Origin of the sequence: Gordonia amicalis, from assembly GCF_022059885.1 — a bacterium.
GTDB classification, from domain to species: Bacteria; Actinomycetota; Actinomycetes; order Mycobacteriales; family Mycobacteriaceae; genus Gordonia; species Gordonia amicalis.
The window spans coordinates 857,866-882,969 of sequence record NZ_CP091855.1 but is presented as its reverse complement, the minus strand read 5'-3'; the positions used below and the strand labels follow the sequence as shown (position 1 = coordinate 882,969).

Sequence of the window (25,104 nt, the reverse complement as noted above, 5' to 3'; positions counted from 1 at the left end):
CTCGGTGTGGTGGTCGGACGTGATATCAGCATGGCGCGGGGGTCTAGCACAGCGGGAACGGCACGCCGGGGAAGCACGGGGTACCGGTGGCGGCACCGGTGTCCGTCGTGTCCTCGGTGGTCGTCGGCGGAGCCGGTGTCGTCGTCTCCGTCGTCTGTTCGCTGGTGGTCGTCTCCTCCCGCGTGGTGGTGCGGGTCGGGCGTCGCGTGGTCGTGGTCTCCGTCGGTTCCTCGGTCGGGGCCACAGTGGTGGTCTGGGTGACTGTCGAGGAGGTGGACGGGGCCGGCGGTGCGGCATCGCTGCCACCGCTGCTGACCAGGTAGAAGCCGATCAGGCCGATCGCACCGACCAGCAACGCGGCGGCCACACCGGCGAGGACCTTCTGGCCGGTCGTCCAGCTGTTGTCCGGTGGCGGCGCGACCGCCGTCCGGGACGTCGGACGCGGTGTGACGGGACGCGAAGCGGTGCCCGGCGACGTCGCGGCGCGGGTTGCGACGGTGTTGCCCAGCGCCGCGGCCCCGGCAGCGCCCGCTGCGGCACCGGCGATGGCCCCCGGTCGCGGGGGTCGGCGACCCGCGCGGACGGCGGCCACCGCGTCGGCGAACTCGCCACCGCTGGCGTAACGCTGGCGTGGATCCTTGGCCATCGTGATCTCGATGAGCTCACGGACACCCGAGGGCAGGTTGGACGGCAGTGGCGGCGGTGATTCGCGGATGTGTTTCATCGCCACGGTGATCGCACCGTCGCCGAGGAACGGGCGCCGGCCGGTGAGGGCCTCGTAGCCGACGACGCCGAGCGAGTACACGTCGGACGCGGCAGTCGCCTCGTCGCCGGTGGCCTGCTCGGGAGAGATGTACTGCGCGGTGCCCATGACCATTCCGGTCTTGGTGACCGGCGCGGAGTCGACGGCCTTGGCGATACCGAAGTCGGTGATCTTCACCTGGCCGGTGGGAGTGATCAGGATGTTGCCCGGCTTGACGTCGCGATGCACCAGACCCTGACTGTGCGCGGCCTGCAGGGCCCGGCCGGTCTGTTCGAGCATGTCGAGCGTGTTGGTCAGCGACAGCCGGCCGAGACGCGAGATCACCGAGTTCAGCGGCTCACCGTCGACCAGTTCCATCACCAGATAGGCCAGCGGGTGGCCACCGTTGTAATCCGGCGTCTCGCCGTAATCGAAGACGTTGGCGATGCCCGGGTTGTTGAGTTTCGCGGTCGTCTGCGCCTCCGCGCGGAACCGCGCGATGAACTCCGGGTCGCTCGTGTACTCGGCCTTGAGGACCTTCACCGCGACACGACGGTTCAGGCGTGTGTCGAGGGCTTCCCACACCTGGCCCATGCCGCCCGTCGCGATCAGACGGATGAGCCGGTAACGATCACCGATGGTGGTGCCGTTCTGCAGGGTCATCGACTGCCACCTCCCACCAGTGAGTTGATCACTTCTCGTCCGATCGGTGCGGCGACGGTCCCGCCGACCGAGTCCGCACCGAATTGTCCATTCTCCACCACGACGGCCACGGCAATCTGTGCATTCGACGACGGTCCGAACGCGATGTACCAGGCGTACGGGGTCTCGGTGCTCGAACCGCTCTCGGCGGTGCCGGTCTTCGACGCGATCGACACCGGTCCGCCGGCTCCCGCGGTGGAGCGCTCGGACTCGATCATCATCGATGTCAGCTCGGCCGCCTGCTCCGGTGTGATCGGTTTGTTGGCGGTGGTCGGCGGTGTGGTCTGCAAGGTTCGCAGATCCGCCGATTGGAGCTTATCGACCAGGTACGGCTGCATACGCACCCCTCCGTTGGCGACGGTCGCCGCGATCATGGCGTTCTGTAGCGGCGTGAGCCGTACATCCCGCTGTCCGATGGATGCCTGTGCGAGAACGTCGAGAGACGGGATCTGACCCACGGTCGAGTCGGCGACGGGGATCGGGATGTCCGGGCCGGGCTGATCGAGGCCGAACAGGCTCGCGGTCTCGGTGAACTTGGGGATCGCGTCCGACATCTTCTCTGTCACGAGTTCGGCGAACGCGGTGTTGCACGAGTACTTGAACGCCGTCTCCAGCGACACGGTTCCGCCCGAGGACCCCGGACAGGCCTGTCCGCCGTAGTTCGGCAGGGACACGTTGGTGCCCGGCAGCGGGAAACTCGGTGACGCGGTGAGGCGGATGCCCGGGGTGATGTTGTCGCGGAGCGCGGCCGCCGAGGTGACGACCTTGAAGGTCGACCCCGGCGGGTACAGCTGGCTGATCGCGCGATTGAGCATCGGCTGTGCGGTGTCGCCGGGACGGTTCCACGCCTCCCAGCTGCTCTCACGAACTTCCTGGTCGTGGCTGGCGAGCTTGTTGGGGTCGTAGCTCGGGGTCGAGACCATCGCCAGGATCTTGCCGGTGTTGGGCTGGAGCGCCACCACCGCGCCGCGGCACGGTCCGTCGCACGGCCCGTTGAGCATGGCGCGGTACGCAGCTTGCTGGACCTTCGGGTTGATCGTCGTGACGACATTGCCGCCACGCGGGTCGCGGCCGGAGAACATGTCCATGAACCGCTGGCCGAAAAGGCGGTCGTCGGATCCGTTGAGGATGGAGTTCTCGTAGTGCTCGATCTGGCTCGCCAGGTACTGGAACGAGTAGTAGCCGGTGACCGGCGCGAATGCCTCGGCGCCTTCCCGCGGGTACTGACGCAGGAACTTCAGGCGGCTGTCGATGGGCACCGACAGGGCGATCACCGTGCCGTCGGCGGTGGTGATCAGGCCGCGCTGGCGCGAGTACTCGTCGAGCAGGACCCGGTTGTTGCGCGGGTCGGTCTTCAGGGCGTCGGCCTTGAACACCTGGACGTAGGTGGCGTTGGCCAGCAGCGCGACGATCATCACGATCACCGCGATCGACACGTTTCGGATCGGCTTGTTCATCGGCGCTTCACCACCTGGGTGGGCAGCGCTTCAACCGGCTTGGCCGCCGGACGTTTCTTCACCGGATCGGGTTCGCGGGCGGCGTTGGAGATCCGGATGAGCAGCGCGACGAGGATGTAGTTGGCCAGCAGCGACGATCCGCCGTAGGACAGGAACGGCGTCGTCAGACCGGTCAGCGGGATGAGCTTGGTGACGCCACCGACCACGACGAAGATCTGCATGGCGATGGTGAACGCCAGGCCCGTGGCGAGAAGCTTGCCGAAGCTGTCCCGGACGGCGATGCCGGTGCGCAGGCCGCGATGGATGAACACCATGTAGAGCAGCAGGATCGCGGTGAGCCCGGCGAGCCCGAGTTCCTCACCGATGGTCGAGATGATGAAGTCGGTGTTGGCGAACGGCACGATGTTGGGTCGTCCGGAACCGAGGCCGGTGCCGAACAGACCGCCCGTGGCCAAGCCGAACAGGCTCTGACCGATCTGGTAGCCCGAGCCGTCGAAGTCCTCGAAGGGGTTGAGCCACACCGAGACACGCGTCTGCAGATGGGAGAAGATCGACCACGCCAGCACGGCGCCGATGGCGAACAGACCGATGCCGAGGACCAGCCATTCGACCCGGGACGTGGCCACGTAGAGCATCGTCAGGATGGTCGCGAAGATCAGCAGCGACGTGCCGAGGTCCTTCTGGACCACCATCACCGCGATGGCGATGGCCCAGGCGGCGATCAAGGGACCGAGGTCGCGGGCGCGGGGGAGGTCGACGCCGAGGACGTGCGGGCCCGCGGTGATGAACAGGTCGCGCTTCGACACCAGGACCGCCGCGGCGAAGATGATGATCAGGATCTTCGAGAACTCGCTCGGCTGGATCGAGAAGAACGGCGTGATGATCCAGTTCTTGGAGCCGTTGATCTCCGAGAACGCGCTCGGCAGGATCGCCGGGATGATCAGGAAGATCAGTCCGCCGAGGCCGAGGGTGTAGGCGTACCGCGACAGGGTGCGGTGATCCCGGATGAGGATCAGCACCGCCGAGAACGCGATGATGCCCAGACCGGCCCACAGCAACTGCTGGTCGGCGTTGTTGGTCGACTCGGTCGGGTTGATCGACTCGCCGGTGTTGCCGGACCCGAGGTCGAGGCGGTGGATCAGCACCAGACCCAGCCCGTTGAGCACGGCGACGACGGGGAGCAGGATCGGGTCGGCGTGCGGCGCGTAGCGTCGTACGACCAGGTGGGCGATCCCGAACAGCGCCGTGTACGCGGCGACGTACTTGACGATGTCCCACGTCAGGTTCTGGCCCTGGGCGGCTTGGACGACGAGAAGGGCCACCGTCACGAGACCGATGGCGAACACCAGCAGGAGTAGCTCGGCGTTTCGGCCGGTACTCGTCGCGGGCTCGCGAGGCGGGGCATGCGGGGTGGGCGCGGCTTGAGTCATCTCACCTGCTGCCGGCAGCTGGTACCGGCGTCCTGTGGAGGTGCGGGCTTCTCGGCGGGTGCAGCGCCCGGTGCGGGCGGAGCCACCGACTCGGTGGCACCTCGCTGGGGGATGCCGGACGGGTTCGCGGAGGCACGGGGAGCGGGCGGTGCGCTCGAGGCCGGGGGCGGGGTCGGCGTGGACGGCGGAGGCGGAGGAGTCGACGACGGAGCATTGTCGCAGCGGAAGGTGAGCTCCTTGGTCACCACGCCCTCGATCTCCTCGGCGCTGCGGTCGCGGATCATCACGTTCTTCACCGATTGAGCCGGTCCGGACACGAGATCGTCGACGTTGAGCGAGATCTTGCAGGTGTCGTCGTACGGGATGAAGGTGTAGGTGGGTTTCTCCTGGTCGAGATTCTCGACGCATACCCGTGTCACGGGTTCGCTCATCGACACGAAGAGGAAGTCGGCCGGCGAACCCTGATGGATCACGACGTCCCCGCCGGAGTCGGCGGCCACGTAGTAGTTTCTCTGCACGACCGCGCGGACGGCGAAGAATCCGGCGACCAGTGCGACGACGACCGCGACCGCGACACCGACGGCAAGCCACCGACGCCACGTGCTCTTGTGCTTCGGCGGCGCGTCGTCCTCGGTCAGGACCGTCGGGCGCTGCGGCTGGGCGGCCGGCGGACGCAGCGCGGCGGCGCGCCCGGCAGCGGTCGCGGGATCGGGGATGTAGTGCTCCTCGTGGCCGCCGGCGGCTCCGCCGACGATCGGGCGAGAGTCGCCGTACTCGGTGTCGACGACGTCGGCGAGGACGACGGTCACGTTGTCCGGGCCGCCACCGCGCAGGGCGAGTTCGATCAAGCGGTCGGCGCATTCCTTCGGATCCGCGATCGAGCCGAGGGTTTCGGCGAGGGTCTCCTCGCTCACGACGTCGGACAGCCCGTCGCTGCAGAGCATGTACCGGTCGCCGGCGCGGGCCTCGCGCATGGTGAGTGTGGGTTCGACCTCGCTGCCGGTCAGCGCCCGCATGATCAGCGACCGTTGCGGGTGCGTGTGTGCCTGCTCGGCGGTGATCCGGCCTTCGTCGACGAGTGTCTGCACGAAGGTGTCGTCGCGGGTGATCTGGTTGAGTACACCGTCGCGGTACATGTAGCCGCGTGAATCGCCGATGTGGCACAGTCCGATTCGGCTGCCGGCGAAGAGGATGGCGGTGAGCGTGGTGCCCATGCCGTCGAGCTCGGGCGCCTCGTGGACCTGTGCGGCGATGGCCTCGTTGCCCGCGCGTGTGGCGCGGTCGAGCTGGCTCAGCAGATCGCCGCCGGGCTCGTCCTCGTCGAGTTCGGACAGGGCACGGATGACGAGCTGACTGGCGACCTCGCCGGCCGCGTGTCCGCCCATGCCGTCGGCGAGCGCGAGCAGGCGCGGACCGGCGTAGAAGGAGTCCTCGTTGTTGGACCGGACGAGACCGCGGTCGCTGCGCGCGATGTAGCGCAACACAAGTGTCACGGGCGCAACTCGATCACGGTCTTGCCGATGCGGATCGGCGTGTTCAGCGGGACCTTGGCGGCAGTCGTCACCTTGGACCGGTCGAGATAGGTGCCGTTGGTGGAACCGAGGTCTTCGACATACCAGTCGTCACCCCGTCTGGAGAGGCGTGCGTGACGTTCCGAGGCGTAGTCGTCGGTGAGGACGAGGGTCGAGTCGTCGGCACGGCCGAGCAGCACCGGCTGCTGGCCGAGGCTGATGCGGGTGTTGGCCAGGGCGCCGTGCGTGACGACGAGGTAGCGGGCCGCGCCGCGTACCCCACCGCTGCGTCGACGCTTGTCGGCGCCACCCGAGTAGCGCGGGATGCGCATGCCGCCGGCCGAGGCGATATCGGCACGAAGAGTCCGGATCACGGCGAAGACGAACAACCACAGCAACAGCAGGAACCCGATACGGGTCAATTGCAGCACCAAGCCCTGCATCTCGTGTGTTCACCTCCAGCGCCGTCACATCTCGGTTCAGTCGTACTCGGCAAGCCGTACCGGGCGGGTGTCGATCTCGACTGCCGATCGCAACCGGCGGACCCCGTGTGCATCTTATGGGCAGTTCCGCCGAACCCGTTCATTCACATATGACAGTTCAGTATCAACCGCCCGCGCACAGTCGCCGGATCGCCTCGATCAGCGACGATCGCCGCCCGTGTTCCACGGGGCGTTCGTCGGCGGTTGCCGGGCCTACTGGAACCGGACGGTGATGTCGGAGTGACCCACGCGGATGCGGTCGCCGTCGGCGAGTTCCCAGGTGTTGACCTGCAGATCGTTGACGGTGGTGCCGTTGGTCGAGTTGAGGTCGGTGAGCATCGCGGTGGTGCCGTCCCAGCGGATCTCCACGTGGCGACGCGACACACCGGTGTCGGGCAGACGGAACTGCGCGTCCTGGCCGCGACCGATCACGTTGGAACCCTCGTGCAGCTGGAAGGTGCGGTTGCTGCCGTCCTCGAGGAGCAGGGTGATCGACGTCGGGGCGTAGCCGGCGGCGGGACGTCCCGCGCCGTAACCCTGGTCGTAGCCACCCTGGTAGTCGTAGGCGGCCGGCTGCTGACCGTAGCCCTGCTGCGAATAGCCCTGCTGGCCGTAACCCTGGTCGTAGCCGGGCTGCTGTCCGTAGCCCTGCTGTTCGTATCCGGGCTGGCCGTAGCCGGGCTGCTGGCCGTAACCCTGCTGCTCGTAGCCGGCGGGCTGCTGGTAGCCCTGCTGCTCATAGCCCTGGCCGTAGCCGGGCTGCTGGCCGTAACCCTGCTGTTCGTAGCCGGCGGGCTGCTGACCGTAGCCCTGCTGGCCGTAGCCGGGCTGCTGGCCGTAACCCTGCTGTTCATAGCCGGCGGGCTGCTGTCCGTAGCCCTGCTGGTCGTACCCCTGCTCGTAGCCGGGCTGCTGACCGTACTGCTCGTAGCCCTGCTGTCCGTAGCCCTGCTGGTCGTAGCCCTGCTGCTCGTAGGCCTGCTGGTCGTAAGCGGGATCGGCGCCCCTGCGCTGGTCGTATCCGGGGTTCTGAGTCATCTTGGGGGCTCCTTGGTCGAGGGCGTCGGCGGGAAAGGCTTGTGCGGCCGGGCGAGGATTCGGGGCCGGGGGACTGGCCGGTGGGCGAGGGGCCTTCGGTGGTGGTGCGCCGTGTGGTTGCTCCGAACGCGGCGGCACCGGTCGGGGCCGTGCGTCCGGGTTCACCGTGCCGCGCGCACGGAAGATCCCGGTGTGCAGGGATGGCGATTGCTCGAACTCTACGACGACCTTGCCGTAGGTCTGCCACCCGTTGTCATGGAGGAAGTGTTCCAAATGCTTCGAGAAAGTCTTGCGGTTCAGTTCGTATTCCGCCGCGATGTGCTCGTGATCGGTCGGACTCAACAGCAATGTGTAGCTGTTCGCCGCAAGGACGGTACCGTCGCCGAGGTTCTCCAGCGACTCCTCGGCTTCGCGCGCCAGGCCGTTCTCGATCTCCTGCGGGGCCACCTGACCACCGAAAACTCGCGCAAAGCCGTCGTCAACAGCACCTTCGAGCTTGCGTTCAATTCGTTGCAGGATCCCCACCGAGACCTCCTTTCGCGGCATTCGAGCGTGTCGCCGTGCATATGGCCTTGTTTGATGATAGCGACAAGAACGGACAACTGTGCCACCGCGACAACTGGTGCATCGTGTGTAACACCTGCCCCAGGTGTCTGGCCAGTCACCGGTGCCGCAGGTCACCGACGCTGCGAATGCCCGCGGAGACCCGGGTTTTGTAGTAGGGGCGCGGTGCTGTTATCGTCGTCCAGTCGCCGGACGAACCCAGTTCGACGACATGCCCGCCGGAACTCCGGCGGCCACGGGCGAGTGGCGGAATGGCAGACGCGCTGGCTTCAGGTGCCAGTGTCCTTCGGGACGTGGGGGTTCAAGTCCCCCTTCGCCCACCACGAGCGGAAGCTCACCCGGTGTCAGATGCCAGACTGCGAAAACGCGGTCTGGCCTTCTTGTTTCGGGCCGGCGGTATCGCGGTTCCCGCTCACTGCTCTCCGACGACACGTAACACCTGCGACCGCTGCACGGCGTCGAGCGACAGCGTGCGGTAACCCTGCTCGTCGAAGAGCACGGTCACTCGATCCGGTTCGACGCGGACCACCTCGCCCTCTCCCCAGTCTTCGTGCCGCACACGGTGATTGAGTGGGAACGGTACGTCGGCGTCGAGGATCGCCGAGGGTGGGGCCGCTCCCGTCAGGCAGTTGTCGCAGTTGCCGCAGGCACCCACACGGTGTTCGCCGAAGTAGCCGAGCAGGAAGCGGCGTCGGCAGTCGGCGGTCTCGGCGTAGCCGCGCATCATCTCCACGCGGGACGTGTCCATCCGGGCCCCGACGTCGGCGGCGTGCACCGCTCCGGCGACCGCGTCATCCGCCGTCGTCTGGCCGGCTCGGTATCCGTCGGGTCCGGACAGCACCGCGCCGGCCTGCTCGAGAAGGTTCAGGGAGTTGATCAGGGTGCGTGTCCGGAGGTCGAGTCGCCGACCCAGGTCACGCAACGGGATCGGCTCACCGTGCGGGCGGAGCGCCGCGAACACGCGGCGGAGTACGTTCTCCACGGGATGCCGACCGGCGAAGAACCGCCGCAGGGCCAGATCCTCGGGCCGATAGAACAGTAGTGCCAGGGCCGGGTCGCCGTCGCGGCCCGCCCGCCCGATCTCCTGGTAGTAGTTGTCCAGCGAATCGGGCACCGACTCGTGGACGACGAACCGGATGTCGTGTTTGTCGATTCCCATCCCGAACGCCGACGTCGCCACCACCACGTCGACCTCGCCGGCACGGAAGTCGCCATGCACCTGCGACCGGTCGACCGCGCGCAGGCCTCCGTGGTATCCGGCGGCGCGGATCCCGCGCCCCCGCAATGACGACGCGTACTCGATCGCCGCCCGGTGAGTGGAGACGTAGACCAGGCCGCATCCGTCGAGGTCGGTGACACGAGCGATCAGTGCGCGCCGCTTGTCCGTGGCGTGGGCGGATCGTCGTACCTCGAGCCGGATGTTCGGACGGTCGAACCCGGTCGCGACGACGATTGGTTCCCGCATGCGCAGTTCGGTGATGATCTCGTCGCGGACCGGTGGCGACGCGGTTGCGGTCAGGGCCAGGACCGGCGGACGAGGCGACCTCGGCGCCGCCAGGCCGGCGATCGTTGCACCCAGACGCAGATAATCGGGGCGGAAGTCGTGGCCCCACGCGGCGATGCAGTGTGCCTCGTCGACCACGACCAGCGAGACGCCCGCGTCGCGGAGACGGTCGACCACCTGGGTCTTCGCCAGCTGTTCGGGTGCGACGAACACGTACTCGGCGCCCCCGGCGGTCACGAGGTCCCACGCACGGGTCAGCGCCCGCGGACCGAGCGCGGAGTTGAGGGCGACGGCGATCGGTGCGTCGTCGGCGGCGGAGATCCCGGCCACCTGGTCGTGCTGCAGCGCGATCAACGGGGAGATGACGAGGGTGATCCCGTCGAGCATGGCGCCGGCCACCTGATAGATCGCCGACTTCCCGTATCCGGTGCGCATCGCCGCAAGCACGTCGCGGCCGTCGAGGAGCGGCTCCATCGCCTCGATCAGCCCGGGTCGCAACATGGTCCAGCCGAAGTCCTCGCGGGCGATCCGCCGCAGCTCCGCACGACGGCGTTCGTCGATCGATTCGGTCATCCTCGCAGCTTCTCCTTCCAGACGAACCACGGGAAGACCACGACGTGCCATCGTCGAGAGAACGTCGCCCGGAATGCCGTGAACGCGGAATCCGTTGAGTATCCGGTACAGGGCGCGGAGGCGTCCCGGAGATGAGGTTTGACGATGACCACCGGTGTTCATCGAGGAGAGCACGAGCCTGCCGACGTGCTGCTTCCTGTGCACGATCCGTTCTACGACGAGCCGGCCGATGTGGCCGCCCTGGCCCCGGGAGACATCATCCGGTGCCGGCAGGTCGAGCTCAAGGACTACTGGGCTTCCCAGCACCGCACCGATGCCTGGCAACTGCTGTATCGGTCGACGGACCTTCGTGGCGTCGCCGGGGTGGCTGCCACCACGGTCGTGCTGCCGCGGCGACGGGCCGGCGAGGGGCAATTCCAGCTGCTGTCGTTCCAGTGCGCGATCGATGCCGTCACCTCGCAGAGTTTCCCGTCGTACGCGCTGCGAAAGGGTGCCCGGTCGGGGCACACCATCGCACCCTTCGAATTCCTCGTGGTGCGTCGCGCACTTGCGAAGGGCTGGGCGGTCTCCATCCCCGACCACGAGGGCATGCTCGGCGCCTGGGGCGCTCCGCGAGAGCCCGGATATCGCACCCTCGACGGTATCCGCGCGGCGCTGGCCTTCACCCATCACGAACTCTCACACGACACCCCCGTCGGATTGTGGGGTTACTCCGGTGGCGGTATGGCGACGTCGTGGGCTGCGGAGATGGCGCCGGAGTATGCACCGGAACTGCGGCTGGTCGGCGCCGTCCTCGGATCACCGGTCGGTGACATGGCCTCGGCGCTCCTGCGACTCAACGGGAGCCTGCATGCCGGTCTGCCCGTCATGGTGATCGCCGGTCTGCGCCGGGTGTATCCACAGCTCGACCAGGTGATCCTGCAGCACGCGACCCCGTCCGGGCTTCGGCATCTCGACGAGATCGCCGAGATGCCGACGCTGCACGCGGTGCGCCGGTTCCGCAACCACGACATCGACCGATACCTCGACATCCCGCTCGCCGACGTCCTGGCCCAGCGCGAGATCGTCGAGATGATGAGCGACGTGCAGCTCGGCACCCATCGTCCCGACATCCCGTTGCTCGTCGTGCAGGCGGTGCGCGATCCGATCATCGCTGTCGCCGACGTCGACCGGCAGGTCGCCCGCTACCGCGAGCAGGGGGTGCCCGTCACATATGTCCGGGATCAGCTCAGCGAGCACATCTCGCTCCTACCGCTGTCCGGCCCGATGGCCGTGTCCTGGCTCGCGAACCGGCTCGCCGGTCGTCCGGCGACCGATCGCACGGTGACGACGCTCGCCGGACAGCCGTCGCCCGCGTGGGCGCTGCGACAGGTGACCCGACGGCTGCGCGGCTCGGTGGCCGAGCGGCGGGGCGACCTCGTCGCGTCGACCGAGGGAACCGACTTGACCACGGACGTGACGATGCCGGTCCCGCCGTCGGAACAGACCGCGTGATCACTCGCTGAAGCTCGGCGGTGGGCTCGGCTCGCCGTTCACGTGGACGTGCCGAGCACGCGCCCGGCGAAGCCGGCGAGGCGTGTTCGCAGCGACTCGATTCGCTGCTGCCGGACGGCTTCCGGGTCATGGCCGCCGAACGTCGGCGGCGGCTTCATCCGGACGTTCTTCGAGCACTCGAAGTTCGAGCAGATCAAGGTGCCGATGGTGTCGCCCTTGCGTCCGGCGGCACCGGCGAGCTTGGCGCTGAAAAAGGCGACGTCGTTGGGCAGGAGGACGTCCTCGCAGAACGAACACAGGGGGCGTTTGCGCGGCTGGCGTCCGCCCAGCCGGAGCATGATGCCGACCGGCTCGACGTCGGTCGGGATGACGACGTAGCCGACCACCGGCTGCTTCGGATCTCGCCAGCCGACGAAATCCGTCCGCTCCCAATTCGTTTCCTCGAAATCGGGCGGCAGGATGAGTGATTTGCGTTCGCGGACGGTCGCATTGACGAGGGAAGAGCGGATCTCGGACTCGGTCAGAGCATGCATGAAGAAAACACCTCGGGTGTCGGGAAGGAATGAGGGCATGCGTCGACCGGTGCGGTCCGCGGATGCGGTAATCGCGCCGGTCGGGGCAGGTCACTCAACCGTCGGCGCGCGCGACGCCGACGACCTCCTCACGCCCAGCGGGCGACGACACGAACAGATGCATGAACCAGATGCTCGCGTCCCGATGCGACTCTGTCAACGGAAATAACCACGATCGAGGAACGCACTCTGCCGCCGGTGCCTCACCGGCGGCGATTGGCACATGCCGAACGCGGGTACCCGACCGTGGTGATTCCCACGACGGGCGTGCGAAATCCGGACGAGCGTGTCGAGCCGGCCGTGTCGGCACGCGGCCCGAGGTGAGCAGCATGCTCCACATCGGTACCTCCGGCTGGCAGTACAAGGACTGGCGCGGCGCGTTCTATCCCGAGAAGCTCCCGCAGCGGCTGTGGCTGAACTATTACGCGGAACGGTTCACGACGGCGGAGGTGAACAACACCTTCTACCGGCTGCCCGAGAAGACGGCGTTCGAGCACTGGGCGGACGCGGTTCCCGCAGACTTCCGGATGGCGGCGAAGATGAGCCGCTATCTCACGCATGTGAAGCGGCTGAAGGAGCCGGCCGAACCGGTCGAACGCTTTCTCGACCGTGCCGCCGGCCTCGGGACGAAGCTGGGACCTGTGCTGTTGCAGCTCCCGCCCAACCTCCGGGCAGAGCCTGACGCCCTCGCCGACACCCTGAAGCTGTTCCCGGACAGTGTTCAGCTCGCGGTCGAGCCGCGTCACGAGTCCTGGTGGACCGACGAGGTACGTGAGGTCCTCGAACGGCACAACGCCGCGCTGTGCTGGGCCGATCGCCGTAGTCGGATCCTCACCCCGCTGTGGCGGACCGCCGACTTCGGATACCTGCGCATGCACGACGGCACCGCCAGACGGCCGATGAGTTACGGCGTCCGCGCTATCGACACCTGGCTGCGCCGCTTGCGCGACAGCTTCGACGCTGAGTGCGACGTCTACGTGTACTTCAACAACGACCCCGGCTGCGCCGCGATCGACAATGCGCGCACCATGATTCGGCGCGCACAGACCCTGGGGATACCTGTGAGGACGGTCGCACCGCGATAGCCGAGTGACAGAGAACACGTCACATAAATTGGTATCAATGGTGCCAATTTATGTTTCACTTGCCGCATGCAGCTGACACGCTTCACCGACATCGGCCTCCGGGTCGTGATGCGACTCGCCGTCGCCGGCGAACAGTCCTCGGCTGCACCATCTCTCACCACGAAGGATCTCGCGGCGGAGCTCGCCGTCCCGTACACGCATGTCGCGAAGGTCGTCGGCAGGCTGTCGGAGATGGGTGTCGTCCATGCGCGCCGTGGCCGGGCCGGTGGTCTGACGATCACCGACCTCGGTCGCGAAGCACGCGTGGGCTGGCTCGCGCGATCCCTCGAAGGTGACGGGGAGGTCGTCGATTGCGAAGGTCCGCAGCCGTGCCCGCTGCGCCGCGGGTGCCATCTCCGGGGTGCGCTCGCCCGGGCGGCCGCCGCGTTCTACGACAGCCTCGATTCCGAAACCGTCGCCGATCTCGCCGGCGAGCCGACCACCGCGGTGCTGCTGTCGTTGTCGACGCGGCCACCCAACGGTGACAACGACTTCCGGCCGGAGGCCGGAGACTCTCACCCAGTGAGCAAGTGAACAGAGGAGTTCTCATGCTGTCCGACACCCAACGCGCCACTCTCGCAGCGACCCTGCCCGCAGTCGAGGGGGCTCTCACCGAGATCACCCCGCGGTTCTATCGCGGGCTGTTCGACGCACATCCGAACCTGCTGGACAACCTGTTCAACCGCACCCACCAGAAGAGCGGTGAACAGCCGCAGGCCCTCGCCGGTTCGGTCGCCGCCTTCGCGCGTCTCCAGCTCGAACCCGATGTTCGACGCCAGCGGTTCATCCTGGACCGGATCGCGCACAAGCACGCCTCGCTGGGTGTGACCGCCGATCAGTACAAGGTCGTCCACCAGCACCTGTTCGCGGCCATCGTCGAGGTTCTCGGCGATGCCGTCACGCCGGAGGTGGCCGACGCTTGGGACCAGTTGTACTGGGACATGGCGGATCTGCTCATCGCCTCCGAATCCGACCTCTATGCCGCTGCGGGTGTCGAGCCCGGTCAGGTGTGGCGCGAGGTCCGGGTCACCGACCGCGTCCAGGTCTCGCCCGACACGATCGCTCTCACGGTCGCCGCCGTCGACGGCGGCGACCTCCCGGGGTTCCGCCCCGGACAGTACATCTCGGTGCAGGTCCCGCTGAGTGACGGCGCCCAGCAGATCCGCCAGTACAGCCTGACGGGGTCTCCCGTCGACGCGCAGTGGCGCTTCAGCGTCAAACTCGCCGGCGAGGTCTCGGCCCACCTGCACGAGAACGTCTTCGAAGGCGACACCCTGCGGGTCAGCACTCCCTTCGGCGATCTCGTCCTGCCCGACGACGACGCCCCGTTGCTGCTGGCCTCGGCCGGGATCGGGTGCACGCCGGTGATCGGCCTGCTGACCGCACTGTCGGAGAAGGGCGACGCGCGTCCGGTGACTGTCCTGCACGCCGATCGTTCCCGCGACCGTCAGCCGCATCGCGGAATGCTTGCCGCACTGGTGGACTCGCTGCCGACCGGTCGACTCATCCAGTGGTATGAGAACACCTCGCCGCACATCGTCTCCGACTCGGTCCGGGTCGGGCAGATGTCGCTGGACAACGTCGAGGTGCACCCCGAGTCGAATGTGATGCTCTGTGGCCCCACCGGATTCCTGTCCTCGATGCGTGAGGAGTTCCTCGGCCGCGACATCGCGGAGAGCCGAATCCACTACGAGACCTTCGGTCCGGAACTCCTGCGATCGGGTGCCCGATGAGCACCGCCGCGGCGGTGGTCACCGCGCTCACCTTCGTGTGGCTCGGCATGGTCGTCGCGATCTCTTTTCTGGAGGCGCCGCTGAAGTTCCGGGCGCCGGGCGTGACCCTGCCCATCGGTCTCGGGATCGGCCGGCTGGTCTTCCGTGCTCTCAACGCCGCGGAGCTCGTCTGGGCGGTCGCCATCCTGGTCGCCGTCGTACTCGGTTCGTGGCCGGGGGCGGCCATACCGACTGCCACCGGGGTTGCGGTCGCGGCGTTGGTCGTCCAGCTCATCGCCGTCCGGCCGGCCCTCACCAAGCGGTCCGACGCCGTGCTGGCCGGACACGACGGTCCGCGTAGCTCAGCGCATCTCGTCTATGTCGGCGTCGAGGTGATCAAGGTGGCCGCGCTGATCTGGCTCGGCACGGCGGTACTCGTCAGCGCGACCTGACGAGCTGACCCGAGCAACCCGTCGCTCATCGGTGACCTCAGGTGTCACCGATGAGCGACGCGGCCAATTCCTCTGCTTGCGTGCGGATCTCGGGTATGGCGGTGGACTCCCAGAGTTCACCGCGGCGCAGCGATCCCAGTGTCCAGATCGGGCCCGGACGGCCGGCGGCGTCGAGGACACGACCGTCGTCGGTGACCAGACCCAGACCGAGCGGGTCGGTCGTCGCCAGTCCGGCGTCGAACATCGAGTCGAGGACGGGATTGCCGAGTCGCCGCAGATCCGTCTGCGGGCCGGTGCAGTTCACGATCCAGGCATAGGTGCGCTCATCCGCGCCGGTCGCGACGACCAGACCGCCCGGGACCGCGTCGACTCGGGTGATCCGCCCCGAGCGCACGACGAGACGACCCGTCCGCCGGGCCTCGTCGATCAGCGCACCGCTCGACGGCGGCATCCGATGACGACGCACACCCCAGTCCCCGGCGAGGTCGCGGACGAAGGCGCGGCGGTCTGTCTCGTCGAGCCGCCTCCACAATTCGGCGATCCGGTAGCGCACACCGTCGACGCCGGGTCGCCAGTTCCCCAGCAGGCGTTCGATTCTCGCGACATGGGTGGCGACCGCAGCCCGGATCTCGTCCAGGTTGTCGCCCCACGTCGAGGTGTCGGGGACGACCTCGCCGAGATACGTGTCGGCATGACGTCGAGGCAATCGACCCCCGCGCGAGATGGCTTCCACGCGTCGGTCGTCGCCGGACTTCAGCAGGCTGATCGCCACGTCGACCATGGTGAGGCCCGTACCGACCACCAGGACGTCCCCGTCGTCGGCCAGCACCGGTTCGAGGGCGTCGGGCAGCCACGGGTCGGCGATGTATCGAGGTTGTTCACTCAGGTCGCACGGCGCCCAGTCGTCGCCCACGCCGGGAAGTCCGGTCGCGAGCACCAGGCGGTCCCCGTCGACGACTGTCCCGCCCGCCGTCTCCACGCGAACGCCGTCACCCACGGCGGTGACGGTGGTGGCGTCGTCACGCAGGTGCCGGACACTCAGCCGGTCTCCGGCGCGTTCGCAGGCCTCCGCCAGCCGGGCTCGGAGGTAGCGGGCCCACTGCGTCCGCGGGGCGAAGAAGTAGTGCGCCTGTTCGCCGGCGACCAGCCCCTCCGACCGGCACCAGTCCACGAAGTCGAACCGCTCGTCCGGGTCCACCGACATCCCCGATGCGGGGACGTTCAGGAGGTGGGCAGGATCTGTGGTGCCGAAGGCCGGCCCGGCGACCTGGTCGACCGGGTCGATGACCACGACCTCGAGTGCGTCTGTCCGTTCGTCCGCGGCCAGCAGTCGAGCCAGGTGGAACACGACGAACGAGCCGGCGGCGCCGGCCCCGACCACGATGACGCGCATCAGCCGACACCTGCGCCGACGAAGCCCGAACAGGCGGATCCGGCTCGTGGACGGGGACGCATTTCTGGCACCGGTACTTCTTACAGCAGACCGGTCCCGCCCGGTTGGACGAGGCGCAGCGGCAGCGTCGGCAGTCACTGGCTGCGGGCCGGTGACCCCACTGCCCGAGACAGCGCGCTGATGCGTCGCCCTCCGGACCCCCGAGGCCTCGAGCGGCTACCGCCTGTCGGGCATGTGGTAGCAGACGGTGACGTGCGGGGGGCACCGTCATCCTTAATGCCCTTCTCGTACTACGTAAGTCCCTTTTCTCGGTTCGCGCCGCCATGTTGACTCGAGGGGAGGCCTGATTGTGAGTGGGTCGGGCACCGTAGTCAGAACTCCCGGTTTGGAGGCGAGCCATGTTGCGGTTCTTGTCTCGCGAGTTGCACAGCTGGCGGGTCATGCATGTGTCATCGAACGAGCTGGTGCGTTCGGCCGACCGTCTTGAAAGCGTGCTGCTGGCCGTCCTCTCGTTGATGGGTCTGCTGGGAGTGTTGGTCGCACTGACCATGGGTAGTGACGCCTACGCCCGAAACAAGGTTGTCGTTGAGAACCAGCCTCCACGGCACGCGGTGATCGCGAAGGTGGTCGGCACTCCGAAGCAGGACAACGACACATCATTCGTCGTGTGGTCAGAACGCGACGGTCGCCAGATCACGGCAGCAGTTGGGCGTGAGCGTCAGGACCGCGTCGGTGGAACACGAAAGATCTGGCTGGCTCCGGACGGTGAGGTGGTCGACCGGCCCGCCACTACTGCAGACGCCATGTTGCACGCCTTCGCGACTGGCGGAAGAGCTGTCATCGTCACAGCGCTGGGGTGGTGGCTACTGACCTGGCTCGTCCGGGCCATAACAGATCGGTATCGGGCGCAGCGATGGGAAGCTGAGTGGTGCCGGTTCGACATCGACAGCCACCACTGAACGCAGGAAAGCGAGAGTTCGGGTTACGTCAGAGGTCGATCCGCAGGCCAACGGGCTGACCAGGTCGCGCGGGACAGCGAACTCAGCGCCGGACAGAGCCTAGAACGCACGTCGACCGGTCGCCCGAGAGGTCTTTGTCTCACCGTTCTGTCGACGGGGTGCGGATAACCACGCCTGCGAGTCGTCGAGACCGACTTGCGCCGGCAGCGGCGGAAGCTGGGCCCCGAACACTTCGTGGGCGAATTTGCTCAAGGCACGGCACTCGTCGGCCCACGCCATGCGACCGGCCGGTGTCGCCTCGTAGGTGCGACGATTTCGGCATCTCCGCATTGTGTCGTGCCGCTCGATCAGGCCCCGTTTGACGATGTCGTCGAGCGCCAGGCGTAGATCGCTTGGCTGCACGCGGTAACCGCGGCGACGCAGTTCCTCCAGGAGCCGATGCTCGGACACGTCCGATTGCAATGTGATTCCCAAGATGTGCACACGAATTGCGGCGTGTTCGATCGCTGTCATCACTCATCCTTTTCGTTTCACACGCCAGGCCGTGTCCGCCGGGGTCGTCGTCGCAGAAAGACAGGCCACCGTCGACGCTCCGGCGCTCGGTCACCGAGCGATCGACCGATGGCCTGTAGATGTGGTCACGACTCGTCTTCTGCTCGGCCCAGTGCGGGTTTCGTCTCAGACCGAGAGAGCTCTGGGGGCGCACACGGCTTCAACCAGGTGTCCCACTGTGTACTCGGGCAGATTCCGCGCGATATCGGCTTCACTGATCATGCCGACCGGGTGGCCGTCGTCGAGCACCGGAAGGCGCCGCACCTGGTGGGTCTCCATCAGTCGCAGAATCTCATCCACGTCCGCATCGGTGTCGACCTTGAACACCTCTGGCCCGACGAGATCGCCGACGAGCATCGTTCCGGGATCATGGCCGGCCGCAACGCACTTCGTCACAATGTCGCGATCGGTGACGATCCCGGTGAGGCGGTCCTGCGCGTCGAGGACGGGGAGCGCCCCGATGTCGAGCTCGGCCATCAGCCCGGCCGCCTGAGCCAGCGTGGCGTGAGCCTCGATGCACTCGGCGCCTTCGTGCATGATCTGTTGGGCAGTCGTCGTCATGTGTGCACTCCTCTGTGTAGGCACTCGGTCGGGGGGTCGGTGCATGGATCCCTCCGTCTCCATGCCACCCCTTCGTGCAGCTGATGCCTAGAGTCGGTCGGACCGCGACGAAGTGACAAAGGTAGTCGACGTGACTGATTCAGCCGTGTCGTCGTGCCCTGGGGTAGAGCAGCGAATCATTCCGGGGTGGTGCGTCGATGGAATCGTCCACACCTTTACGCGATGCCGCGAACCTCACTTCGACGAGGTCCTGCAGAGACTGCGCAGCGCGAAGTCGGATCTGTCGGTAGGCGTCGATGTGTGGATGATCTGGTAGTTTGAGACAAACCTACTGAGATCGGAACATGTTGTGACAGAGGCGAATAAGTCCGGCAAGCGTCCCGCGTACGAGGTCGTCGCCGACGCGCTGCGCGTACGGATCCTCGCCGGCGAACTGACCCCGGGCACCCGTCTCCCACCGGACACCGAACTCCGGGCCGAGTTCGGCGTGGGTCAGAGCACCGTACGCGAGGCCATCCGGACGCTCGCGAGCGAGAACCTGGTCCACACCACGCGCGGGGTCACCGGCGGGACGTTCGTCGCCACCCCCGACATCGGCCAGCTCAGTGCCCATCTCGAAGCCGGGGTCACCCTGCTCGCCGCCGCCGAGGGGGTGACCGTCGACCAACTCATGGAGGTTCGTCAGCTCACCGAGGTCCCCGCGGCCGGCGTCGCCGCCTACCGGCACACCGACGCTCACCTGGAAGAGTTGCGCGACACCATCTTCGACCCATCCTCCGGCATCGGTCCCGAGGTCTACGCCAACAACCAGGAGTTTCACCGCATCCTGCTGCGCGCTGCGGACAACCCGCTCCTCGATCTCATCACCGTCCCGGTGTTTCGGGTCATCGGCAGCCGCTTCAGTCGTGACGTCGCGCCGGAAGGATTCTGGCGATGCGTCGACGAGGATCACCGTGCGATCCTCGAGGCGGTCGAGCGCCGGGACTCGATGACGGCGATGACCCTCATGCGCCGGCACCTCGACCACCTCGGTGACGTCTACAAGCAGATGGACCTGCTCAGACGCCAGAACTGACACGGACGGGCGGGAGCCGGAGATGCCAGTCGCTGTGTTCCTGCACCTGCTCGGCCAGCGCGAGGAGGGTCCCCTCACGCAGACGCGCGGCCGGTCAGCTGTGCACCGATGGGCATTCCGGACGGATGCACGCCGACCGGCAGCGCCAGCGTCGGGCCGTCGTGCAACGACCACGGATACGTCAGCTGTCCCATCCGGCGGGCCTGCGCCACCACCGCCTCCCCGACGCCGAGCTCCGGTACGTCCACCGGCGTCGCCGGGGTGAGCACGACGTCCACGTCCCGGAACATGTCGGCCATCGCCGACCGGAAGACGTCCCGCTGTCGCACCGCGGCCGCCCGCTGTTCGTCGGAGATGTCCAGTCCGAGGGAGATTCGTTCGCGGGTCGCCGGCTGGAAACGGGACGGCTCGTCGCGCAATCGTTCGGCGTGGATGCGTGCCAGGTCCGAATAGATCAGGGTGTAGACCACGTCCTGCGCCGACTCACTGTGCGGCACCGGACATTCCACGACGCGGTGACCCAGTTGCCGGAGGAGTTCGACGGCCTCGGTGACGGCATCGGTGATGGCGGGATCGACGTCGCCGGTGACGAACGGCCACGGGACCGCAACTCTGAGGGGACCGGTGTCCGGGGGTGTCGGGTCCGAACCGGCGAGCACCGCGAACGTCTCGCGCACCCGGGTGGCCGTGCGGGCCAGCGGTCCGACGGTGTCGAAGTCCGCACTCACGGGGAAGATCCCGGACATGTCCAGCAGGCCGATGGACGGGCGCAGACCGGTCACCCCGCAGCATGCGGCGGGCAACCGGATCGAACCGCCGGTGTCGGTGCCGAGTGCCACGTCGACGACCCCTGCGGCGACGGCGACACCTGACCCGCCGCTCGAGCCACCGGGCACACGGCGGGCGTCCCAGGGATTCACCGGACCGCCCGATGCCGAGTTCTGGCTCGTGACGCCGACGGCGAACTCGGCGAGGTTCAGCGTGGAGGTGATCACCGCCCCGGCACGTTTCAGGGCGTCGACACATGCCGCGTCGTCCGCCGCCACGCGGTCGGCGAAGAACTCCGATCCACAGGTGGATCGCACCCCACCGACCTCGATGTTGTCCTTCACGCCCACGCGGACACCCGCCAGGGGACTCCGGGCCCCGGATGGATCGACGCCCAGCTCGCCGGGCACCCAGCTGATGACCGTGTTCAAGCGCTCGGCGACGGAAACCGCTTCGGCAGAGGGACTCCCGGAGATGCCGGAGGGGCCGGCGACAGAATCGCCGGCCCCTCCGAGATCACTGGTCAGGACGCCACCCGCGACGAGCGCAGGGCCTCGGTGGCAGCCTCGTCGACGGTCCAGTTGTCGGTGTTCACGACCACACCGTAGTCCTGGCGCGCCTCCTCGGCGGTCAGGTACTCGTCCCACACGTCGGACAGCACGGAGAACGGGTCGCGCCGGAACGGGTCGCCGAAACCTCCACCCGACGGCATCCGGATCTCCAGGCGGTCACCCGCGTGGATGACCTCCTGGGTGACCTTCGAGAAGAGCACCTCTTCTTCCGGTGTGCCGGGATTGCGGATGAACGATCCGGAGGCGCCGTCGCCGCCGCCGAGCGCACCCGCGGGCGGGTCGGTGCGGTTGTCGGCCTCCGAGCCGAGGAAGGTGTCGGTCTCCATGTACCAGGTGCGCACACTGCCGATGCCTCCGCGCCACTGGCCGGGAGCCGGCGACTCGTCGCGCAGTTCGTAACGCTCGGCGCGCATGGCGTGATTGAGCTCGAGTTCCTCGATCGGGTTGTTGCGGGTGTTGGCCATCAGGGCGTCGACGGCGTCCATGCCGTCCTTGCCGTTGCGCGCACCGTAGGAACCCTCGTTGATCTCGATGTAGACCCAGTACGACTCGCCGTCCTCGGCCAGACCCGAATAGGCGATGGCACACAGCGCCGCCGACGAACCGGCGATGGCCCGCTCGGGCAGCACCGGTGCGAGCGCCAGGTTGATCGAGTCGAAGATCCGGTTGACCTGAGAGAACCGGGCAAAACACGACGCCGGGAAATCCGGGTTGAAGATCGTTCCCTCGGGTGCGTAGGCACGCACCGGACGGAAGCACCCGTCGTTCTGCGGGACGAACTCCTCGGTGAGGTACTCATCAAGGAGGATCGTGCGGATCGCGCTCACCGCGACGGGAAGTACGGACCCCTCGAAGGGCACGTTGAACGCCGTGGGCACCTGATCGTTCGAGCCGGTGAGGTCGATGAGGACGTCCTCGTCCTCCACCTGCACGCGGACCGCGACCTTGAGCGGGACACCGCGATTCTTGCCGTCGTCGTCGAGGTAGCCGATCGGTGCTTCGTAGCTGCCGTTGGGGATCGCCCGGATGCGGCTGCGCAGCATCTCCTCCGAGTAGTCCATCCACCGGTCGGCGGCGCTCATCACGACGTCGAGTCCGTACTTCTCGAGCAGTTCGACGAACCGCTTCTCGCCGATGCGGGAGCAGGCGATCAGGGCCTCGAGATCGCCGCGGTTCTGCTCCGGTGTGCGCACGTTGTCCAGGATGTGCTGGATCAGCATGTCGTTGCGGACGCCGCCGTCGTAGATCTTCATGGAGTCCATCAGCTTGCCCTCGGCCCAGACGTCGACGACGTCCATGCACAGGCCGGGGAAGTTGCCGCCGATGTCGGAGACGTGACCGGTACACCCGGCGAACCCGATGTGCTCGCCCTCCCAGAAGATCGGGATGATCACGCCGTAGTCGGGCGAGTGCGCCGCGCCGTGGTACGGGTGATTGTGCAGGATCACGTCACCCGGCTTGTAGGTTCCGGCGAGCTTGCGGTTGACGCCGCGGATGTAGGCCGGGATCGAACCACAGTGCATCGGAGTCGAATCCGACTCGCACAGTTCGCGACCGTTGACGTCGAAGATGCCGGCGCCGAGGTCCTCGGACTCGCGGATCAGGCTCGAGTAGGTCATGCGGTAGAGGACCTGGGCTATCTCCTTGGCCATCGAGTTCAGCGCGCCACCGATGACGCGCAGGGTGATCGGATCGACCTCGACGGTGTTCCAGGTCCTATTGGCCTCGGCGGCAAGGGAAACGCCGTCGGTGGGCATCAGGGTCTTCGCCATCTCAGGCGCTCCTCTCGATGATGATGTGGCCCACGGCGTCGACCGTGGCCTTCTGTCCGATGCCGACGATGGTCGTCGAGTCGAACTGCTGGACGATGGCCGGGCCCTCGAAGGTGTTGCCCGCCTTGAACAGTGCGCGGTCGTAGACGGGGGTCTCGACCCATTCGGGGTCGGCGGAGTCGTTCTTCCAGAACAGCGCCTGGGTGGTCGACTTGATGGCGCCCGACGCGTCGGCGCCGCCCTTGTCGATCTCGGCGATGCGGATGTGCTCGACCGCGCCGACACCGGTCACGCGGATGTTGACCAGCTGTACCGGCTTGTCGTCGAAACGCTGCGAGTAGGTACGACCGTGCACCTCGTGGAAGGTGGCCGCGGTCTGCTCGACCCATTCGGCGGTGATCTCGCCGGCGGGTGCGGGCACACGAAGCTCGTAACCCTGTCCGACATAACGGCAGTCGACGCTGCGCTCGAGGGTGATGTCGTCCTCGGCGATGCCGTCGGCCCGCAGCTGGGCAACGGCCTGCTCGGAGAGCCGGTCCATCTCGCGGCTCAGCAAGTCGAGGTCGGGTTCGGCCGACGACGTCCACACGGTGGTCGGGACCTCGTAGCGCACGTCGGTGGTCAGCAGGCCGACCGCCGACGTGATGCCCGGATGGCCGGGGACGATGACCCGCGGGATGCCCAGGTGTTCGGCGATCTGCCACGCGTACAGCGGTCCGGCGCCGCCCTCGGCGACCAGCGAGAACTCGCGTGGGTCATAGCCTTTGCGCACCGAGTGCAGGGAGATGGCCTCGGTCATCGAGTGGGCGAGGATCTGGAAGATGCCCATCGCGGCATGCTCGAGATCGGCGCCGAGCTTGTCGGCGATGTGGGTCTTGACCGCCTCGGTCGCCAGCTCCGGCTTGACCTCCATGGTTCCCGACAAGAAACTGTCGGCGCCCAGCCAGCCCATGACGACCATGGCGTCGGTCGAGGTGGGTTCGGTGCCGCCGCGGTTGTAGCAGGCGGGTCCGGGCATGGCGCCCGCGCTGCGTGGTCCGACGCGGAACATGCCGCCCTCGTCGATGCTGGCGATCGAGCCGCCGCCGGCGCCGATGGTGTCGACCTCGGCCATCGGGACCATCGCGTGGTAGTCACCGATCCGGGTGTCGAGGAGGTGCTTCATGCGCAGCTTGCCGTCGGGTGCGACACCGATGTCGGCCGAGGTGCCGCCCACGTCGAGGGTGATGACGCTCGGGTATCCCGAGGCCCGGCCGATGAAGCAGCCGCCGAGCAGGCCAGGCGACGACGCCGCTGGTCAGCAGCGACACGGGGACCTCGCTGGCGCTGCGCGAGGTCACCAGACCGCCGGCCGAGGTCATCAGGTGGACGTCCTCGCCGACCTGCGCGGCCTTCGCCTTGCCGGCCAGGTTCTCGATGTAGCGGGAGGTCTTGGGTCCCACGATGGCGTTGAGGGCGGTGGTCGAGAAGCGCTCGTATTCGCGGTACTGGCTGGCGACGTCGCTGGACAGCGACACGAAGACGCCGGGGTACTCCTCGGCGATGATCTCGCGGACCCGCTGCTCGTGGGTCGGGTTGCGGTAGGCGTGCAGGTAGGCGACGGCGATCGCCTCGACCCCGCGTTCGCGGAGAAGTGCGACCTCGCGGCGGACGGCGTCCTCGTCGAGCGGGGTCAGCACGTTGCCGGCGGCGTCGATCCGCTCGGGGACGGTCCGCCGGTTGCGGCGCGGGACCAGCTGCCACTTCTGCCAGGGCAGGTCCTGGTAGTTGGAGTAGTTCAGGGGGCGCTTCTTACGCGCGATGTGCAGGAGGTCGCGGAACCCGTCGGTGGTGATCATGCCGACGTCGCTGCCGTTGTGCTCGAGCACGATGTTGGTGGCCACGGTGGTCCCGTGGAAGAACATCTCGATGTCGGCGACGTCGATGCCCGCACGCTGCGCCAGCACCTCGATCCCGTCCATCGTGCCGATCGAGGGATCGTGGTTGGTCGACGGCGTCTTGTGCACCGTCACCGTCCCGTCGTCGTCCCACAGGACCAGGTCGGTGAACGTACCGCCCACATCCACGCCGATTCGCTTCATCGAAACTCGCTTCC

The 25,104-nt window shown here is 67.5% G+C and carries 22 protein-coding genes and 1 tRNA gene; 8 read left to right on the top strand and 15 right to left on the bottom strand.

What is annotated here, in order from left to right:
* Positions 1-43: 43 nt before the first annotated feature.
* The 6 genes from IHQ52_RS04035 to IHQ52_RS04010 all read right to left on the bottom strand — a co-directional run bounded on the left by IHQ52_RS04035 (position 44) and on the right by IHQ52_RS04010 (position 7,887).
* A complete protein-coding gene (locus tag IHQ52_RS04035; protein ID WP_006437479.1) occupies positions 44-1,405 on the bottom strand; it encodes a protein kinase domain-containing protein in 1,362 nt (453 codons plus the stop codon).
* A complete protein-coding gene (locus tag IHQ52_RS04030) occupies positions 1,402-2,901 on the bottom strand; it encodes a peptidoglycan D,D-transpeptidase FtsI family protein (RefSeq protein ID WP_006437478.1) in 1,500 nt (499 codons plus the stop codon). Before IHQ52_RS04030 ends, IHQ52_RS04035 begins: the two co-directional genes overlap by 4 nt.
* Positions 2,898-4,331 carry an FtsW/RodA/SpoVE family cell cycle protein gene (locus IHQ52_RS04025; protein ID WP_006437477.1) on the bottom strand — a complete coding sequence of 478 codons (1,434 nt, stop codon included), beginning with the start codon at positions 4,329-4,331 and terminating at the stop codon, positions 2,898-2,900. Before IHQ52_RS04025 ends, IHQ52_RS04030 begins: the two co-directional genes overlap by 4 nt.
* Positions 4,328-5,824 carry a PP2C family protein-serine/threonine phosphatase gene (locus IHQ52_RS04020; protein ID WP_096272640.1) on the bottom strand — a complete coding sequence of 499 codons (1,497 nt, stop codon included), beginning with the start codon at positions 5,822-5,824 and terminating at the stop codon, positions 4,328-4,330. Before IHQ52_RS04020 ends, IHQ52_RS04025 begins: the two co-directional genes overlap by 4 nt.
* Positions 5,821-6,285 (bottom strand): FHA domain-containing protein FhaB/FipA, encoded by a 465-nt coding sequence (locus IHQ52_RS04015; protein ID WP_006437475.1) that lies wholly within the window; start codon positions 6,283-6,285, stop codon positions 5,821-5,823. The genes IHQ52_RS04020 and IHQ52_RS04015 overlap by 4 nt, the downstream gene beginning before the upstream one ends.
* A gap of 252 nt (positions 6,286-6,537) precedes the next feature.
* Positions 6,538-7,887 carry a DUF3662 and FHA domain-containing protein gene (locus tag IHQ52_RS04010; protein WP_238064129.1) on the bottom strand — a complete coding sequence of 450 codons (1,350 nt, stop codon included), beginning with the start codon at positions 7,885-7,887 and terminating at the stop codon, positions 6,538-6,540.
* Positions 7,888-8,163: 276 nt separating this feature from the next.
* On the opposite strand from IHQ52_RS04010, the gene IHQ52_RS04005 reads away from it, so the two are divergent.
* Positions 8,164-8,249 (top strand) — tRNA-Leu (locus IHQ52_RS04005).
* A gap of 89 nt (positions 8,250-8,338) precedes the next feature.
* Here IHQ52_RS04005 and IHQ52_RS04000 read toward each other — a convergent pair.
* Positions 8,339-10,003 carry a RecQ family ATP-dependent DNA helicase gene (locus tag IHQ52_RS04000; protein ID WP_238064128.1) on the bottom strand — a complete coding sequence of 555 codons (1,665 nt, stop codon included), beginning with the start codon at positions 10,001-10,003 and terminating at the stop codon, positions 8,339-8,341.
* Between the two features lie 144 nt (positions 10,004-10,147).
* Between IHQ52_RS04000 and IHQ52_RS03995 the strand changes: the two genes are divergently transcribed.
* Positions 10,148-11,497, top strand: a complete 1,350-nt coding sequence (locus IHQ52_RS03995) for a lipase family protein (protein WP_006437472.1) — start codon at positions 10,148-10,150, stop codon at positions 11,495-11,497.
* Positions 11,498-11,535: 38 nt separating this feature from the next.
* On the opposite strand, the gene IHQ52_RS03990 is transcribed toward IHQ52_RS03995, so the two are convergent.
* Positions 11,536-12,030, bottom strand: coding sequence for an FBP domain-containing protein (locus tag IHQ52_RS03990; RefSeq protein WP_006437471.1), 495 nt, complete (start codon positions 12,028-12,030; stop codon positions 11,536-11,538).
* A gap of 368 nt (positions 12,031-12,398) precedes the next feature.
* Here IHQ52_RS03990 and IHQ52_RS03985 point away from each other — a divergent pair, with 368 nt between their 5' ends.
* From IHQ52_RS03985 to IHQ52_RS03970, 4 genes are all read left to right on the top strand, one after another.
* On the top strand, positions 12,399-13,154 hold the full coding sequence (locus IHQ52_RS03985) for a DUF72 domain-containing protein (RefSeq protein WP_006437470.1): 756 nt from the start codon (positions 12,399-12,401) through the stop codon (positions 13,152-13,154).
* Positions 13,155-13,220: 66 nt separating this feature from the next.
* A complete protein-coding gene (locus tag IHQ52_RS03980) occupies positions 13,221-13,727 on the top strand; it encodes an RrF2 family transcriptional regulator (protein WP_006437469.1) in 507 nt (168 codons plus the stop codon).
* Between the two features lie 14 nt (positions 13,728-13,741).
* Positions 13,742-14,926 carry a globin domain-containing protein gene (locus tag IHQ52_RS03975; RefSeq protein ID WP_006437468.1) on the top strand — a complete coding sequence of 395 codons (1,185 nt, stop codon included), beginning with the start codon at positions 13,742-13,744 and terminating at the stop codon, positions 14,924-14,926.
* Positions 14,923-15,357: a hypothetical protein gene (locus IHQ52_RS03970; protein WP_096272644.1), complete on the top strand. Its 435-nt coding sequence runs from the start codon at positions 14,923-14,925 to the stop codon at positions 15,355-15,357. Before IHQ52_RS03975 ends, IHQ52_RS03970 begins: the two co-directional genes overlap by 4 nt.
* Positions 15,358-15,394: 37 nt before the next feature.
* On the opposite strand, the gene IHQ52_RS03965 is transcribed toward IHQ52_RS03970, so the two are convergent.
* Entirely contained in the window at positions 15,395-16,750 is a 1,356-nt protein-coding gene (locus IHQ52_RS03965; RefSeq protein ID WP_096272647.1) for an FAD/NAD(P)-binding protein, read from the bottom strand.
* 398 nt (positions 16,751-17,148) lie between these two features.
* On the opposite strand from IHQ52_RS03965, the gene IHQ52_RS03960 reads away from it, so the two are divergent.
* Positions 17,149-17,709: an Rv1733c family protein gene (locus IHQ52_RS03960; RefSeq protein ID WP_006437465.1), complete on the top strand. Its 561-nt coding sequence runs from the start codon at positions 17,149-17,151 to the stop codon at positions 17,707-17,709.
* Positions 17,710-17,808: 99 nt separating this feature from the next.
* Here the strand turns inward: IHQ52_RS03960 and IHQ52_RS03955 are convergent, their stop codons facing one another.
* Both IHQ52_RS03955 and IHQ52_RS03950 read right to left on the bottom strand, forming a co-directional pair.
* Positions 17,809-18,222, bottom strand: a complete 414-nt coding sequence (locus IHQ52_RS03955) for a phenylalanine--tRNA ligase subunit alpha (RefSeq protein ID WP_006437464.1) — start codon at positions 18,220-18,222, stop codon at positions 17,809-17,811.
* Positions 18,223-18,387: 165 nt separating this feature from the next.
* Positions 18,388-18,822: a CBS domain-containing protein gene (locus tag IHQ52_RS03950; protein ID WP_006437463.1), complete on the bottom strand. Its 435-nt coding sequence runs from the start codon at positions 18,820-18,822 to the stop codon at positions 18,388-18,390.
* A 349-nt stretch (positions 18,823-19,171) separates the two neighbouring features.
* On the opposite strand from IHQ52_RS03950, the gene IHQ52_RS03945 reads away from it, so the two are divergent.
* A complete protein-coding gene (locus tag IHQ52_RS03945; RefSeq protein ID WP_182155153.1) occupies positions 19,172-19,897 on the top strand; it encodes a FadR/GntR family transcriptional regulator in 726 nt (241 codons plus the stop codon).
* Between the two features lie 74 nt (positions 19,898-19,971).
* On the opposite strand, the gene IHQ52_RS03940 is transcribed toward IHQ52_RS03945, so the two are convergent.
* The 4 genes from IHQ52_RS03940 to IHQ52_RS03925 all read right to left on the bottom strand — a co-directional run bounded on the left by IHQ52_RS03940 (position 19,972) and on the right by IHQ52_RS03925 (position 25,090).
* A complete protein-coding gene (locus IHQ52_RS03940) occupies positions 19,972-21,096 on the bottom strand; it encodes an amidase (RefSeq protein WP_238064126.1) in 1,125 nt (374 codons plus the stop codon).
* A 92-nt stretch (positions 21,097-21,188) separates the two neighbouring features.
* Positions 21,189-23,009 carry a hydantoinase B/oxoprolinase family protein gene (locus IHQ52_RS03935; protein WP_238064125.1) on the bottom strand — a complete coding sequence of 607 codons (1,821 nt, stop codon included), beginning with the start codon at positions 23,007-23,009 and terminating at the stop codon, positions 21,189-21,191.
* Between the two features lies 1 nt (position 23,010).
* Positions 23,011-24,225: a hydantoinase/oxoprolinase family protein gene (locus IHQ52_RS23575; RefSeq protein WP_268896875.1), complete on the bottom strand. Its 1,215-nt coding sequence runs from the start codon at positions 24,223-24,225 to the stop codon at positions 23,011-23,013.
* Positions 24,143-25,090 (bottom strand): hydantoinase/oxoprolinase family protein, encoded by a 948-nt coding sequence (locus tag IHQ52_RS03925; protein ID WP_268896876.1) that lies wholly within the window; start codon positions 25,088-25,090, stop codon positions 24,143-24,145. The genes IHQ52_RS23575 and IHQ52_RS03925 overlap by 83 nt, the downstream gene beginning before the upstream one ends.
* Between the last annotated feature and the right edge of the window lie 14 nt (positions 25,091-25,104).